Annotated in this window: 14 protein-coding genes; 9 read left to right on the top strand and 5 right to left on the bottom strand. The window is 70.7% G+C overall.

Annotation, left to right across the window (positions count from 1 at the left end):
• The first annotated feature begins 78 nt into the window (after nt 1–78).
• From mtrA to hpf, 5 genes are all read left to right on the top strand, one after another.
• A complete protein-coding gene (mtrA, locus tag AB1285_RS09205; RefSeq protein ID WP_025103044.1) occupies nt 79–759 on the top strand; it encodes an MtrAB system response regulator MtrA in 681 nt (226 codons plus the stop codon).
• A 7-nt stretch (nt 760–766) separates the two neighbouring features.
• Nucleotides 767–2,446, top strand: a complete 1,680-nt coding sequence (gene mtrB / locus AB1285_RS09200; RefSeq protein WP_280566175.1) for an MtrAB system histidine kinase MtrB — start codon at nt 767–769, stop codon at nt 2,444–2,446.
• The gene (locus AB1285_RS09195) at nt 2,443–4,161 is read left to right on the top strand and encodes an LpqB family beta-propeller domain-containing protein (protein WP_370428735.1); all 1,719 of its coding nucleotides are present in this window, start codon (nt 2,443–2,445) and stop codon (nt 4,159–4,161) included. Before mtrB ends, AB1285_RS09195 begins: the two co-directional genes overlap by 4 nt.
• Nucleotides 4,162–4,252: 91 nt before the next feature.
• Nucleotides 4,253–4,900, top strand: a complete 648-nt coding sequence (locus tag AB1285_RS09190) for a ComF family protein (RefSeq protein WP_366236525.1) — start codon at nt 4,253–4,255, stop codon at nt 4,898–4,900.
• A 131-nt stretch (nt 4,901–5,031) separates the two neighbouring features.
• Nucleotides 5,032–5,688 carry a ribosome hibernation-promoting factor, HPF/YfiA family gene (hpf, locus tag AB1285_RS09185; protein ID WP_085607163.1) on the top strand — a complete coding sequence of 219 codons (657 nt, stop codon included), beginning with the start codon at nt 5,032–5,034 and terminating at the stop codon, nt 5,686–5,688.
• A gap of 64 nt (nt 5,689–5,752) precedes the next feature.
• Here the strand turns inward: hpf and AB1285_RS09180 are convergent, their stop codons facing one another.
• Both AB1285_RS09180 and AB1285_RS09175 read right to left on the bottom strand, forming a co-directional pair.
• Nucleotides 5,753–7,078 (bottom strand): hypothetical protein, encoded by a 1,326-nt coding sequence (locus AB1285_RS09180; protein ID WP_259955246.1) that lies wholly within the window; start codon nt 7,076–7,078, stop codon nt 5,753–5,755.
• A 72-nt stretch (nt 7,079–7,150) separates the two neighbouring features.
• Nucleotides 7,151–7,783, bottom strand: coding sequence for a PadR family transcriptional regulator (locus tag AB1285_RS09175; protein WP_268776531.1), 633 nt, complete (start codon nt 7,781–7,783; stop codon nt 7,151–7,153).
• Nucleotides 7,784–7,973: 190 nt separating this feature from the next.
• On the opposite strand from AB1285_RS09175, the gene secA reads away from it, so the two are divergent.
• Nucleotides 7,974–10,778, top strand: coding sequence for a preprotein translocase subunit SecA (gene secA / locus AB1285_RS09170; RefSeq protein WP_187663732.1), 2,805 nt, complete (start codon nt 7,974–7,976; stop codon nt 10,776–10,778).
• A 67-nt stretch (nt 10,779–10,845) separates the two neighbouring features.
• Nucleotides 10,846–12,072 carry a pyridoxal phosphate-dependent aminotransferase gene (locus AB1285_RS09165; protein ID WP_268776529.1) on the top strand — a complete coding sequence of 409 codons (1,227 nt, stop codon included), beginning with the start codon at nt 10,846–10,848 and terminating at the stop codon, nt 12,070–12,072.
• Here AB1285_RS09165 and AB1285_RS09160 read toward each other — a convergent pair.
• Nucleotides 11,963–13,243, bottom strand: a complete 1,281-nt coding sequence (locus tag AB1285_RS09160; protein ID WP_370428736.1) for an AAA family ATPase — start codon at nt 13,241–13,243, stop codon at nt 11,963–11,965. The genes AB1285_RS09165 and AB1285_RS09160 overlap by 110 nt on opposite strands.
• Nucleotides 13,240–13,860: an SAF domain-containing protein gene (locus tag AB1285_RS09155; protein WP_370428737.1), complete on the bottom strand. Its 621-nt coding sequence runs from the start codon at nt 13,858–13,860 to the stop codon at nt 13,240–13,242. The genes AB1285_RS09160 and AB1285_RS09155 overlap by 4 nt, the downstream gene beginning before the upstream one ends.
• A gap of 98 nt (nt 13,861–13,958) precedes the next feature.
• Between AB1285_RS09155 and AB1285_RS09150 the strand changes: the two genes are divergently transcribed.
• A complete protein-coding gene (locus tag AB1285_RS09150; RefSeq protein ID WP_259955251.1) occupies nt 13,959–14,237 on the top strand; it encodes a helix-turn-helix domain-containing protein in 279 nt (92 codons plus the stop codon).
• A gap of 3 nt (nt 14,238–14,240) precedes the next feature.
• On the opposite strand, the gene AB1285_RS09145 is transcribed toward AB1285_RS09150, so the two are convergent.
• On the bottom strand, nt 14,241–14,855 hold the full coding sequence (locus AB1285_RS09145; RefSeq protein ID WP_366244532.1) for a hypothetical protein: 615 nt from the start codon (nt 14,853–14,855) through the stop codon (nt 14,241–14,243).
• Between the two features lie 185 nt (nt 14,856–15,040).
• Between AB1285_RS09145 and AB1285_RS09140 the strand changes: the two genes are divergently transcribed.
• Nucleotides 15,041–15,427 carry an Rv3235 family protein gene (locus AB1285_RS09140; protein ID WP_370428738.1) on the top strand — a complete coding sequence of 129 codons (387 nt, stop codon included), beginning with the start codon at nt 15,041–15,043 and terminating at the stop codon, nt 15,425–15,427.
• Nucleotides 15,428–15,439 lie beyond the last annotated feature (12 nt).

Raw genomic sequence — 15,439 nt, 5'->3', positions numbered from 1 at the left:
GCGCTCCCATCGTGTCATATCCGGGCACTGAGGCGCAGACCTGCGGAGGGCGGGACTCGGTGCCATAAGGTAACAGTTATGACCTCACGCATCCTTGTGGTCGACGACGACACCGCGCTCGCCGAGATGATCGGCATCGTGCTGCGCACCGAGGGATTCGAGCCGGTGTTCTGCGCGGACGGTGCGCGCGCGGTCGACGAGTGGCGCGCGCAGCGCCCCGACCTGGTGCTCCTGGACCTGATGCTCCCCGGAATGGACGGCATCGAGATCTGCACGCGCATCCGCGCCGAGTCGGGCGTGCCGATCATCATGCTGACGGCGCGCAGCGACACGGCGGACGTCGTCCGCGGCCTCGAGGTCGGCGCCGACGACTACATGGTCAAGCCGTTCAACCCGAAGGAGCTCGTGGCCCGCATCCGCACCCGGCTGCGCCCGACGCCGCAGGCCTCCAGCGAGCAGCTGCGGATCGGCGACCTCACCGTCGACGTGGACGCGCACGAGGTGCGCCGCGGGACGACCCCGATCGCCCTCACACCGCTCGAGTTCCAGCTTCTCGTGGCCCTCGCTTCCAAGCCGCAGCAGGTGTTCTCCCGCGAGATGCTCCTCGAACAGGTCTGGGGCTACCACTACAAGGCGGACACCCGGCTCGTGAACGTGCACGTGCAGCGGCTGCGGGCGAAGGTCGAGCTCGACCCGGACAACCCCAAGATCGTCATGACGGTCCGCGGCGTCGGCTACCGCGCCGGCAGCGTCACCTAGGGACCCCATGGCCGCGACGACTGCGACCACGGCCGTCGCCGTCCTCCGCGACTGGCGCGGCTGGCCGGACGTGCTGGCGGCGCTGTGGCGGCGCTCACTCCGGTTCCGCACCCTCGCGATCACCCTCGTCGCCACGTCGCTGGCGATCCTCATCACGTGCGTCACGATGGCGCTGGTCATCCAGAACGACCTCTTCGTGTCGCGGAAGAACGTCGCGCTGGAGGATGCCCGCCGAGCGGTGGACCAGGCGCAGTCCCTGCTGGACGTGGCGGAGGTGGGCGATGACCCCGCCGCGCTCACCGATCTGTGGAACGGCATCCCCGACACCCTCTCGCGCACGTCGAGCGCCGACCTGCTCGCCGGCTTCAAGATCCAGGACGGCTCGGGGACGGTCCGGCTCAACGGCTTCACCGCCGGGCTCACGCCGGATCTGCTGAGCCCCGAGCTGCAGGCCAGGGTCCGCGAGTTCGACGACCGGCAGGCCTGGCAGTCCGTCGCCCTGCCCACGGAGGACGGCGGCGTCGTGCCGGGCATCGTCGTGGGGCAGCAGCTCCAGGTGCCGCAGGCCGGGACCTTCGAGATCTACTTCGCCTACGACCTCGCCGACGCCGACCAGACCCTCGTGTTCGTGCAGCGCACCCTCTGGATCGCCGGCATCGGGCTGGTGGCCATCGTCGCGGCCATCTCCTGGATCGTGCTGCGGACCGTGTCCACCCCGATCGTCCAGGCGGCCGAGACGAGTGCGCGGCTCGCGGCGGGCGATCTCGGCGTGCGGCTGGAGGTGCACGGCGAGGACGAGCTCGCGACGCTGGGGCGCTCCTTCAATGCCATGGCCGACAGCATCGAGGCGCAGATCAAGGAGCTCGGCGAGCTCTCCATGGTGCAGCAGCGCTTCGTGTCCGACGTCTCGCACGAGCTCAGGACCCCGCTGACGACGATCCGCCTCGCCGCCGACATGCTCAACGACCAGCGCGACGAGTTCGACCCCACGACCGCCCGCACCGCCGAGCTCCTGCACGCGCAGGTGCAGCGGTTCGACACGCTGCTGGCCGACCTGTTGGAGATCAGTCGGTACGACGCGGGGTCCGTGCAGCTCGAGCTGGAGGCGACGAGTCTCGCCCAACTCGCAGAGGACATCATCGAGCAGATGCGACCTCTTGCGGAAGGGCATGGCACGGAGATCCGCTTGGTGGCGCCCGGCGGCTACTCGCCGGTGGATATGGACCCGCGTCGTGTGCGGCGCGTGCTGCGGAACCTGATCGGCAACGCGATCGAGCATGGAGAAGGGCGTCCGGTCGTCGTCACGGTCGACAGCAACCAGCACGCGGTGGCCGCGGGCGTGCGCGACTTCGGGCTCGGGATGGACCCCGGAGACGCGGAACGCGTGTTCGATCGCTTCTGGCGCGCCGACCCGTCGCGGCAGCGCACCATCGGGGGTACGGGGCTCGGCCTGTCGATCGCCCTCGGCGACGCCACCCTGCACGGCGGCACCCTCGCCGTGTGGTCGGAGCTGGGGGTGGGCTCGCACTTCGTGCTGACCATTCCCCGCCACGACCGGGTGCTGGACGGCCCGAGCCCGATCTCGGTGGAGCCGCAGGAGCCCCTCACAGAACTCGGCGACGCGACGCAGCCGATCTCGATCGCCGAGACCTATTCCGATCTGCTCGACGGGAAGGACCAGTCATGAGCCCGCGCGCGAGGAGCCGATTCGTCCGTGGCGCCGCACTGGCGCTGGTCGCGCTGCTGCTTCCCGCGTGCGCCGGTCTGCCGACGAGCGGCGACGTCGCGGTCGGTCTCCAGCTGGGGGAGTCCCCGGACGACGTCGACGTGCTCCCCGTGGCTTCCGGTCCCGTTGCGGGGGCGGGCCCCGAGGAGATCGTCGAGGGGTTCCTCGAAGCCGGCATCACGACATCGGACAACTGGGCGACGGCTCGGGAGTTCCTGGCGCCTTCTCTGCAGCGCAGCTGGCGACCATCGGCGGGGGTCTCCATCGACGCTGGTCCCGAGGCCCGCACCCTCAGCTCGAACGTCCCCGACGACCAGGTGGAGGACGCTGAGGAGGCCGAGGTGCAGGTCCTCCTCGAGCTGGTCGCCAGCGTGGACGACTCCGGGGCGTACAGCGGTGCCCCCGGCGACTCGAGCGTGCCGTTCGCGCTCGCGAGGGGGGAGGACGGCGAGTGGCGGATCACCGAGGCGCCCGACGGCGTGGTGATCGACCAGAGCCGGTTCCCGAATGTGTTCGAGGGGTACTCGCTGCAGTGGTTCGACGCGCGCTGGTCCCGACTCGTCCCGGATATGCGGTGGTTCCCGCGACGCCAGAGCCCGGCGACGACCGTGACGCAGGCCCTCGTCAGCGGTACTCCGGCGGAGTGGCTCGATCCGGCCGTGCAGACGGCGTTCCCCGCCGACGTCCAACTGGCACAGGACGCGGTGCTCATCACGGGGCAGGCGGCCGAGGTGGCGCTGACCCGACCCGCGGCGAGCCTGGACGAGACCACGCTGGCCCGGATGCGCACCCAGCTGCAGGCCACGCTGAAGGCCGCGGGCGTGAACGTCACGCAGGTGCGTTTCAGCGTCGACGGCCGCGCGCTCGACGCGGGCGTCGTCGATGTCATCAGCACCCCGTCGGAGCCGGGGACGCTCGTGCTGAAGGACGGCAGGTTCGGTCGCATCGTCGGTGACGAGATCGCGTCGATCCCCGGGATCAGCGCGCAGATCCAGGCGGTCACGCAGCCGATCGAGGCGATCGACCTGGCCGCGGACGACGCGACCGCAGCGCTGCAGCTCGACGACGGCCACGTGTACCTCGCGACCGAGAACGGACGCAACGAGCTGGATGCCCGGTCCGGCCTCGTGCAGCCGTCCCTCGACCCCTACGGCTACGTGTGGTCGGTGCCCGCGTCAGCCCCGCAGGCGGTGCTCGCCGTCGGCCCCGATGTGGTCGGACACGAGGTCGCCGGCGCGTGGCCGAACGCCTCGTCCATCTCCGATCTGCGGGTCGCCGCCGACGGCGCCAGGCTCGCGGCTGTCGTCCGGGTCGGCGGCCAGCTCTGGGTGGTCGTCGCGGCGGTCGTCCGGGACGGCGCCGGTGTGCCCACAGAGCTCGGTGAGGTGCGACAGCTGCTCCAGCTCACCGAGCCGTCGACGGGGCTCGTCTGGCTGGGGCCCGATCGGCTGGCCGTGCTCACAGACTCCACGACGCCCCGTCTGATCGTGCAGCCGGTCGGCGGACCGGGCTCGGCCGAGAGTGCACCCAGCAATGCGGCGTCGATCGCCGGTGCCCGCACTCCGGCGGGTGTGCGCATCCTGGACACCTCGGGGCAGCTGTTCGCGCACGCGGGATCGGCGTGGCGGGAGGTGACGGAAGGCGTCTCCGTCCTGGCCACACGAGCCGGCGAATGACCTCTCCTGCACGGAACGGCCTCGGCGCCGATCGAGTCCCGCCACAAGGGGATGGCTCTCAGGAGCACGCGCCTGACGGCAGGATCTCGACATGGGGTTCACGACACGAGTGGGCGCGCTCGTCGCGGAGACCGGGGCGCTGCTGCTCGCGGCGAGCTGTGCCGGATGCGACCGGCCCGGCATCGTGCTCTGCGACAGCTGCCGGGTCGCGCTCACCCCGAGGCCGCGCGACGTGCGGACCCCGGGCGGGTTGCGGGTCCGCGCCGCCCTCGACCTGGACGGTCCGGCCGCTTCCTGCATCCGGAGTCTGAAAGGAGCGGGGCAGACCGCGTTGGGACGACCGCTGGGCGCCGCCCTCTCCGCCGTCCTCCTCCCTGCGGTCGGACCGGGAGTCTGGGTGATCCCCGTCCCGACCTCGCGGGCAGCCTTCCGTCGGCGCGGCTACCGCGTCCCTGAGCTCCTCGTCCGGTCCGCCGGTGCGGAGCCGCAGCGCGTCCTCGCTCTCACCCGTCAGGTGCGGGACCAGCGGGAGCTGTCTGCCGTCGCGAGGGCCGACAATCTCCGGGGCGCGATGCGCGCACGCCGACGAGGGCTCGGCGCACCCGCGGTCGTGGTGGACGACGTCGTGACCACGGGGGCCACGCTCGACGAGGCCAGCCGCGCCCTCGTCGCCGCCGGATTCGTCGTCGCCGGGGTCGTCGCGCTCGCCGCCACGCCGATGTCGGCCCGATCCGGATGAGGTTCATTGCAGACTCACCGGAGACACAGGGCCTCGGGCCGTGACATCGGCCGCGGGTCGGACTACGGTGGGGTGTCACAAGGCGACCACGGTCCGCCCTTGGCCGGGTGGACCGGGACAAGGAGGCAGCAATGGAAACGAGCATCGTGGGCGTCGGAGTGGGCATCACCGATCGCTTCCGCACCGTCGTCGAAGAGAAGATCGCCAAGATCCAGACACTCGCCGCCAAGGCGCAACGCCTGGACGTGAAGGTCACGCACCGGGTCTACCGCAACGGTCGGGTCCCGGACGAGACGGTCGAGTTGACGCTCGTCGGGAAGGGCCCCGTGGTCCGTGCCGAAGCGGTCGACGGCGACAAGTTCGTGGCGCTCGACCTCGCGATCGACAAGATGACCGAGCAGCTGCGCCGCGCGAAGGAGAAGCGCGTCGACGGACGACAGCATCCGCGAGGCCCGCACTTCGAGAAGGGCAGCGGTTCGCTCGAGGGCATCGACGTGCAGCCCGCCTCCGCCGAGGTGCTGCACGCCGTGGCGACGGGGAGCATCCCCGTGCAGAGCGAGGAGGAGGAGGACTACTCCCCGGTCGTCATCCGCACGAAGAGCTTCGAGGCGGAGTGGATGACGGTGGAGGAGGCCGTCGACCGGATGGAGCTCGTCGGGCACGACTTCTTCCTCTTCGTCGATGCGCGCACCGACCACCCGAGCGTGGTCTACCGCCGCAAGGGCTGGGACTACGGTGTCATCGCCCTCAGCACGCAGGCTCCGCCCGCTGAGGCGCTCGCCTCCTGACAGGACCGAGAACGGCCCGATCCCTGCGGGGATCGGGCCGTTCCCGTGTGAAGCTCGGGGGGCGTCAGTCGAAGATGCCGTCCAGGAGGCTGCCGATGACGAGCCCGCCGAGGATACCGGAGGCGAGGTCGCCGCCGCCCATGCCGCCGCCGCGACGGGGACCGCCGCCCCAGCCCCCGCCCCAGTCCTGGTCCTGCGGGCGCGAGGAGTCGATGTCCCGCTGTGCGAGCTGGAGAGCTTCCGCGGCGAGGTGGGCCACCCTGCGGGCCTGCGCCAGGGCCGCCTCGCGCGTCTCCTCGGCGGGCAGGAGAGCCGGCAGGTCGACCCGGAGCCGCTCGGCCTCGGCCAGACGCGTGCGGGCGTCGGCGCCGATCCATCCGCGGTGGCCGGCGATGAGGCCGCGGGCGACGCCGAGCTGCCGGTCGGCGTCGTCCATCGCGTGTTGCACCTGTGCGATGGACGGCAGGGGGTTCTCGGCCCGGTGTCGCGCCGTGGCGATGGCGTGGTCGAGGCCCGCGTTCGCTTCGCGCAGCTGGGAGAGCTCCGCGAACGGATCGTTGGGCTGCCCCGAGGGGGTGAGCGCGGCCAGAGCCGCCTGCAGCCGCGCGACGGCTTCTGCCACGGCGGGCGTGGAAGGAGCGGTCCGCGCGGCGATGAGGTCGTTGCGGGAGTCGGCGATGACCTCGGCCAGCGTCGACTCGGCGCGCAGCGCCTCGATCTCGAAGTCCTCGACGGCATCGAGCAGGGCACCGGCGCGGCGCGTCGCCTCGGTGGCCGTCTCCAGTGCGAGGTTCGCCTCCTCGTTCTGCTTCGCGGCACGGCGGCGCTCCGAGATGTCGGCGCTGTGGGTGGCGAAGCGGATCAGCTGCTCCGCCTCGGCGGCGCTCGCGGTGATCTGATGCATGGCGGAGTCGGAGTAGCGGGCGGACAGCCGGGATACGGTCTCGTCCGTCTGTGGGATGCGGGCGCTCAGAGCCTCCGCGTCGGCGCGCACCTGCGCGATGATCTCGGGCGCTCGCCGCACCTTCGCGACCGACTCCGCGAGCACGGTGGTCTTCTCATCGAGCAGGTCCTGGGCCCAGTCGCAGAGCTGCAGGATCCGCGCGTTCCGCGTGCGCAGTTCCTCATCGGTGTCCGGGATCTCGTCGTGGTTGAGCTGGTGGAGCTGGAACGCCTCCCGCAGGTGCGTCCGGACCGACAGCAGCGCGGCCTTGAGGTCGGACGTCAGGGACTCGCCGAGCTCGGCCTCCGCGAAGACGAGCTCGTCGGAGGTGGTACGGATCCGCTCGTCGGCGGCGACGAGTGCCTGCTCCGCGCGTCGGGCGAGGTCCGCGTCCTGCGCGGCGAGTTCTTCCTGTTCGCGTTTGCGTCTACCCCAAAATCCAGCCATGTGCTGATCCTAGTTTCCCCGGCACCCGCGCGGGCTGAGCATCCGCTCCAGGCGAACGGCCCGCCGCGGAGCTCAGGCGGGCACCGCGATGGCGTCCTCGCCGCCGACGGCCAACGGCGTCGCCTTCGCCGGACGTCCCCTCTTGGGCCGTTCGGTGGTCAGTTCCAGCGCCATCTCGGGGTGCGGGTGCTGCGCGAGCCGGGCCTCCGCCTGATCGAGCCAGCGGAGCTCGGCTTCCGCCGCGCAGATGAGGGAGTCGAGGACGAGCGACCACGCGAGGTCCTCGGGGCTGCCCGCCGCGAGCCCGGGGGAGGGCGTGCGGCGCAGCTCGTCCAGCCGCTGCTGTGAGGCGTCCCGCTGGCTGCGGAGGATGGTCGCGGCATCCACTCCGGGCAGCGTGGCGGCGACCGCGAGTTTCACGGCGAGCTCCTCGCGCGTCGCCGGAGCGCGGAGCACCGGGGCGGCGAGCCAGCGCGCCGCCTCGGCCGAGCCCGCTGCGGTGATGTGCCAGTAGACATGGCCGTGGTCGTCGGCCTCCCCGCGCTGGACGAGGCCGTCGCGCTCGAGTCGCTCCAGGGTGTTGTAGATCTGGCCGACGTTGAGGGGCCAGGTCGACCCGGTCCGGCGGTCGAACTCGTGGCGCAGCTGGTAGCCGTAACAGGGGCCCTGATCGAGGATGGCGAGCAGGCTCTGGCGTACGGACATGGCCGGTCTCCCGAGGATGGTGGATGGAAAGCAGTGCCGAGTATATGCATACCCGGCAATTTCACTGACGCGGCGCGGCGGCCGCCCTTGCAGGCGACGTGGAGGTCACAGCCCGGTAACATGGCAAAGCATGCCTGTCGCTCGCCTCGCGACGACCGGCGAATGACCCAATGACAGGGAGATGACATCCGTGGCGAATCCTCTTGAGAAGCTGCTGCGTGCAGGTGAGGGGCGGATCATCCGCCGTCTGAACCAGGTGGTGAAGGCGGTGAACGCCCTCGAGGAGGACATCTCCCAGCTCACGGACGACGAGCTGCGCAACGAGACCGCCGAGCTGCGCGCCCGGTACGAGAAGGGCGAGACGCTCGACCAGCTCATGCCGGAGGCGTTCGCCGCGGTGCGCGAAGCCGCGAAGCGGACGCTCGGCATGCGCGCGTACGACGTGCAGATCATGGGTGGCGCGGCCCTGCACCTCGGCAACATCGCGGAGATGAAGACCGGTGAGGGCAAGACCCTCGTCGCGACCTTCCCCGCCTACCTGAACGCGATCGCGGGCGAGGGCGTGCACGTCATCACCGTGAACGACTTCCTCGCGAGCTACCAGGCGGAGCTCATGGGTCGTGTCTACCGCGCGCTCGGCATGACGACGGGCATCATCGTGTCCGGGCAGACACCCGCCGTGCGCCGCGAGCAGTACGCCGCCGACATCACCTACGGGACGAACAACGAGTTCGGCTTCGACTACCTCCGCGACAACATGGCCTGGCGCAAGGAGGACCTCGTCCAGCGCGAGCACTTCTTCGCGATCGTCGACGAGGTGGACTCCATCCTCATCGACGAGGCACGCACGCCTCTGATCATCTCCGGGCCGTCGTCCGGTGAGGCGAACCGCTGGTTCGCCGAGTTCGCCAAGATCGCGCGCACGCTCGTCGCCGGTGAGGACTACGAGGTCGACGAGAAGAAGCGCACCGTCGGCGTCCTGGAGCCCGGCATCGAGAAGGTCGAGGACTACCTCGGCATCGACAACCTCTACGAGTCGGCCAACACGCCGCTGATCTCGTTCCTGAACAACTCCATCAAGGCGCTCGCGCTCTTCAAGAAGGACACCGACTACGTCGTCATGAACGACGAGGTCATGATCGTCGACGAGCACACCGGCCGTATCCTCGTCGGCCGCCGCTACAACGAGGGCATCCACCAGGCGATCGAGGCGAAGGAGGGCGTGCCGGTCAAGGCCGAGAACCAGACCCTCGCCACCGTCACGCTGCAGAACTACTTCCGCCTCTACGACAAGCTCGCCGGCATGACCGGTACGGCCGAGACCGAGGCCGCCGAGTTCATGTCGACGTACAAGCTCGGCGTCATCCCGATCCCCACGAACAGGCCGATGATCCGCAAGGACCAGCCGGATCTCGTGTACAAGAACGAGGCGGCGAAGTTCGCGCAGGTCGTCGAGGACATCGCGGAGCGCCACGCGAGCGGTCAGCCCGTGCTCGTGGGCACCACCAGCGTCGAGAAGAGCGAATACCTGTCGCGGCTGCTCGCGAAGAAGGGCGTCAAGCACGAGGTCCTCAACGCGAAGAACCACGCGCGCGAGGCGGAGATCGTCGCCCGCGCCGGTCGGCTCGGTGCCGTGACGGTCGCGACGAACATGGCCGGTCGAGGCACGGACATCATGCTCGGTGGTAACGCCGAGTTCCTCGCGGTGCAGGAGCTGAAGGCGAAGGGGCTCGACCCGGTGGAGACGCCGGAGGAGTACGAGGTCGCCTGGGACGAGACCTACGAGGCGATGAAGAAGGTCGTCGAGGAGGAGGCCGAGAAGGTCATCGAGGCCGGTGGCCTCTATGTGCTCGGCACCGAGCGCCACGAGTCGCGCCGCATCGACAACCAGCTGCGCGGTCGTTCCGGCCGTCAGGGCGACCCGGGCGAGAGCCGCTTCTACCTGAGCCTCACCGACGACCTCATGCGGCTGTTCCAGTCGGGTGCCGCCGAGGCGATCCTGGCCCGCACGAACTTCCCGGACGATGTGCCGATCGAGTCGGGCCTCGTGTCCCGCGCGATCCGCAGCGCGCAGTCGCAGGTCGAGGCCCGCAACGCCGAGATGCGCAAGAACGTCCTCAAGTACGACGACGTCCTCAACCGTCAGCGTGAAGCGATCTACGCCGACCGTCGTCAGATCCTCCAGGGCGACGACATCGCCGACCGGGTGCAGCACTTCATCGAGGACGCGATCAGCGGCGTCGTGCGCGACCACACCGGCGAGGGACACAACGAGAGCTGGGACTTTGACGCCCTCTGGACCGAGCTGAAGACGCTCTACCCGGTGAGCGTCACGATCGACGAGGTTGTCTCCGAGGCCGCAGGCCGCAAGGGCGGCATCACCGCCGAGGGTCTCACGCGCGAGCTGCTCTCGGACGCGAAGATCGCGTATGAGAAGCGCGAGGAGTCGCTGGGCGAGGCCGCGACCCGCGAGCTGGAGCGTCGCGTGGTCCTGCAGGTGCTCGACCGCCGCTGGCGCGACCACCTGTACGAGATGGACTACCTCAAGGACGGCATCGGCCTGCGGGCGATGGCGCAGCGTGACCCGCTCATCGAGTACCAGCGCGAGGGCTACGCGATGTTCCAGTCGATGATGGGCCAGATCAAGGAGGAGTCGGTCGGCTACCTCTACAACCTCGAGGTCGAGGTCCGTCGCGCGGGCGACGCCGAGACCGCGGAGGTCGAGGCGAAGGGCCTCGCCAACGACGGCGGAGAGCAGCGGCTGGAGTACTCGGCCGCCAACGACGCCGGAGAGGTCGAGGTCCGCAACGACCGGGGCCAGGTGCAGCAGGCCGCGACCGACCGGATGCGTCAGGCCGCCGCGCGCGCTCAGGCACCGCAGGCGGCCGAGCCCGAGGAGGCTCCGCGCGGGGCCTTCGGGCAGCGCACGGAGCAGAGCGCCCCGGCCGCGGGCAACCGCGAGCAGCGCCGCGCGCAGAGCAAGAAGAAGAAGTAGCCCCCGGGTGAGAAGGAGGGCCAGTCCGTGCGGATTGGCCCTCCTTTCGTCCCTGTAGGCTTGATCGATGACACCATCGCGCACCTTCGACCAGTCGTCGAAGCTCAAGAACGTCCTGTACGAGATCCGCGGAAACGCCCTCGTCGAGGCGGCGCGACTGGAAGCAGAGGGCCACCGGATCCTCAAGCTGAACACCGGCAATCCGGCGATCTTCGGGTTCGACGCCCCGCATCAGATCGTGCACGACATGCTCGCCGCGCTCCCCACGGCCCACGGCTACAGCGACAGCAAGGGCATCATCTCGGCTCGCCGCGCGGTCGTGAGCCGGTACGAGGAGATCGACGGGTTCCCGCGTTTCGATCCGGACGACGTCTACCTCGGCAACGGCGTCTCCGAGCTGATCACCATGACCATGCAGGCGCTGCTGGACGAAGGGGACGAGGTCCTCATCCCCGCCCCCGACTACCCGCTCTGGACGGCCATGACGAGCCTCGCCGGCGGCACCCCCGTGCACTACCTCTGCGACGAGGACGACGACTGGCAGCCCGATCTCGAGGACATCCGGTCGAAGATCACCCCGCGCACCAAGGCGCTCGTGATCATCAACCCGAACAACCCCACCGGCGTGGTCTACTCGCGGCAGGTGCTGGAGGGACTCGTGCAGATCGCGCGGGAGCACCAGCTCCTCATCCTCTCCGACGAGATCTACGACCGGATCCTCTTCGACGACGCGGTGCACATCCCGACGGCGACTCTCGCCTCTGATCTGCTCTGCCTCACCTTCAACGGACTGTCCAAGACCTACCGCGTCGCCGGCTACCGCTCCGGATGGATGGTCGTCACGGGTCCCCAGGACCATGCCAAGGGGTTCATCGAGGGGATCACCCTGCTGGCGTCGACCCGGCTCTGCCCGAACGTCCCTGCCCAGCATGCCGTGCAGGCGGCGCTGTCCGGAGTCCAGTCGATCGACGCCCTCATCGCCCCGACGGGGCGTCTTCACGAGCAGCGCGACATCGCCTGGGAAGGGTTGGAGGCCATTCCCGGCGTCTCCTGCGTGAAGCCCCAGGGCGCTCTCTACGCGTTCCCCCGACTGGACCCGAACGTGCACGAGATCCGCGATGACGCCAAACTCGTCTACGACCTGCTCGTCTCGGAGCACATCCTCCTCGTGCAGGGCACCGGGTTCAACTGGCCGACGCCTGATCACTTGCGGCTCGTGACCCTGCCAGAGCCGCGAGTGCTGAGCGAAGCCGTCGAGCGCCTCGGGAACTTCCTGTCGAGCTACCGCCAGTAGTCGCCGGAGGGGCGGACGGCTCGAGACCGGCCGCGAGCCGACGGACGGCAGCGACGAGCGCCGACCGCGGCGCGACGTCCGAGATCGGCCGGGCATGGAGGAGAGCCGCGTCGACGGCGCGCCGATCCATGGGAAGGAAGACGATGTCGGTGAGCCCGGCGAAGCGCTCCAGCGTGCGACGGATCTGCCTCCGGGCATCGAGGCCGAGGGGGCCGGGACGGACCTGGTTCACGACCACCGTCACCGGCGTCTGGCCCACGAGGCGCCGGAGCTCGGCGTGGTCGCGGAGGAATCGGCTGATCCCCAACGGATCCGCTGCCGCCACCGCCACGACCCGGTCCGCCTCGCTCAGTGCTGCGACGGTCGCCGCGTGCCGCCGCGGGCCGACCACGTCGTAGGTCGCCTCCTCGTCCGCGTCGACGGCGGCCGAGACGTCCACGACGGTCTCCTCCGTCCATGTCCGGCAGAGGGAGAGCGTCGCCCGGACCCGCGCATCGGACAGCTCCGGCCAGCGGTTGGGGCGGTTGAGCCCGGCCAGCACATCGACCTCGGCACCTCCGGCTGCGAGGCGGGTGGAGAGGCGGGTCAGTTCCGCCGGATCGAGCGCGCCGGCCTCGGCGCGACGGCAGGCGGCGGCGAGGCCCGGGGCATCATCGTCCATCCCGAGGAGCAGCGCGAGAGCGGGGGCCACGGTGTCCGCATCGACCAGCGCCGTCCGGCGTCCGCGGCGCGCCAGCTCCACGGCGAGCTGGACGGCGACCGTCGACCGCCCCGGCGCCCCGTGCGGACCCCAGACGGCGATGACCCGGGGCCGAGCCGACGGAGCCGGGGCGACGGGCTGAAGGTCGGCGGACAGTGCCGCCGCGATCTCCCACCCCGCTGCATCCGCGCGCAGGGGAGGGGCGAGGCCCATCCGTATCGCGGCGCGACCGTCCGCGCCTCCGAGTGTGAGGACGCGGATGCCGGCGCGGTCGCACGTGGACAGCAGGTCGGTGGTCAGCACAGCCCTGCTCGCGGGAACGACGACGGCCTCCACCTCCGGATGCAGACGAGATGTGATCATCGCCGCGGAGGCGGAGGGGATGCTGGCGGCCGAGACGCCCTCCCACTCCAGCTCGGCGACCAGCTCGTCGGCCCGCGGCGCGGCCACCGCGATGAGGACGACGCTCACGACCCTGCCCCGACCGGGACCACGGAGAGTGCCGCACCGCCGGTGACCGCGGCGAGGACCGCCGCGACATCGCTCCGGTCGATCACGATCTCCAGCTCCGCGGTGGTGTCCGCCAGGAGCCCCTCCCGATCGAGGACGGCACGCACGACGACGTCTCCGACGAGGATGCGGGGCTCGTCATAGGAACGCCCGTCCTCGCGCAGGGGCGCCTGCCAGATCTCGACCTCGGTTCCGGCCTCCACGTCTTCGGGAAGGCCCACGCTGCTCGCGACGACGACCGTCGTCGTGCGGCTGTCCACTGCCGTCGTCGTCGCCGTCCTGGGCACCAGCTCGCCCTCCGACAGCGTCCGGGCCGCGACCTGGCCCGTATCGAGCTGGCCTGGCCGGAGGTACTCGTCGGACACGGCCCCGAGTGCCACATCGACGGTCGCGAAGTCGGAGGCGCGGAGGACTTCTCCGCGGACGATCGTGCGCTGCGCCTGGAGCACCGGCGTCGCCTGATCGGATGAGGTGAGCACGAACCAGACGCCGGCCATCGACGCCAGGACGAGCACGATGCCCACCGCGAAGCGGGCATCTCCGCGGAAGCGACGAGGGGAACGGGAGAGCGGGGCCATGGCGTTATGGTCACAGAAGCGGCCACCAGGGCCGTCGAGTTATCCACAAGCTCTCGCCACCCCGCACCTCCTCCGCCCTGCGCGCCCAGAATGAGGGCATGACACCCCCGCACCCGCACACCCCCCGTTTCCTCGCGCCTGCGCAGGTGGCAGAGCTGCTGAGCATCGATGTGGACGAGGTGATCGCGCTCGTCCATGCCGGAGACCTTCGCGGCGCCCCCCTCGGTGCGCCCGCGCGCTGGCGCATCGAGGAGTCGAGCATCGAGGAGTACCTGGCCGCGCAGGTGGAGGAGGCGCGGCGGATGGCCCTGTGGCGGCAGTCGCAGGCCGCGAGCTTCCCCGAGCTGTGGGGACCCGCCGCGTCACGGCGTCCCTGAGCGTCAGAGAGTCGGAGCTCCCTGCACGCGGATCGCGGCGAGGGCGGCGTACGGCACGATCCGGAAGCCCCGTACCGCGTCGGCCCGGCGGGTGGCGCCGCTGTCGTGCTCGGCGAGATCGAGGTGGTCGGCGGCGGCGCGATCGATGGTCCCGTGGAGATCGTCGCCGACGAGGAGGCGGAGCTGCACCGGAAGACGGCGACGCGCGAGGTCGCGGAGGGCGAACCCCAAGGTCATCCGTTCGCGGAGCGTGGTCGCTCCACCGTTCGTGTCGTCGGCGAGGCTGCCCAGCATCGATCCGTGGTCGAGCGTGAGTCCGAGCACGGATGTCATCGGGATCAGCAGCATGGAGCCCGGCACGCGCGCGCCCTGCGGCACGCGCGAGACGGCGGCGAGCCAGTCCACGCCCAGGGACCGCAGGCCCACAGGCAGGTGGGCCCCGTCGACGAGGTGGAGCGTCGCTTCGATGTTCGCGGCGCACAGATGGCGCAATCGAGCGCGCAGGTCGAGTCGAGCGATGCGGAGTCGCTCGGACTCGGCGTCGCGGGCGGCGCGCTCCGCCTCCCACTCCGCGGCGAGCTGTCCTTCCAGGTCGTCGAAGAGGGAATCCCAGTGCACCCGACCGAGCGTAGGGGCGGACATCGTGTCGTCCGAGTTATCCACATCCGCGCTGACGGCCGCCCCGCCCCTCGCCCGAAGCGCGGAATCTACGGGTTGTCCACAGACCTCCTCCTGCGCCGACCGTGCCGTACCGGGAACGTGTTCTACTGACGGCTCGCCGACGCCTCCGAGGGGAGATCGAGATGATGCTGGCCGAGTACTTCGGACCGCAGCCCACTCCGGCCGATGAGCTTCCGGACCCCGCGCTCCTCGTGCGGAGCCTCACCCAGGGGGCGCTCGAGGCGCTCGCCGGAGTGCGGGAGGTGGATCAGCTCGCCCGCTGGTTCAGCGAGGAGGCGTACCGCAGCGTCGTCGCCAGGGCCAACCTCGCCGCCCGTGCGCGCAGCGCTCGCGGCGTCACGCCGACCCGACCCACCTTCGTCATCCGGACGGTGCGGGTGACGCACCCGCGGGACGGCATCGTCGAGGCGGTCGTCGTGGTCGCGGGCCCGGGGCGCACCCGTGCCGTGGCCATCCGACTCGAGGGGCTGGACCGACGGTGGCGCGCGACGTCGCTCGCCATCCTCTGAGGCGGGGGAGCC

Source organism: Microbacterium sp. NRRL B-14842 (assembly GCF_050470785.1).
Note: the sequence above shows the minus strand (reverse complement) of the source record. Positions and strands in the feature narration are given on the sequence as shown.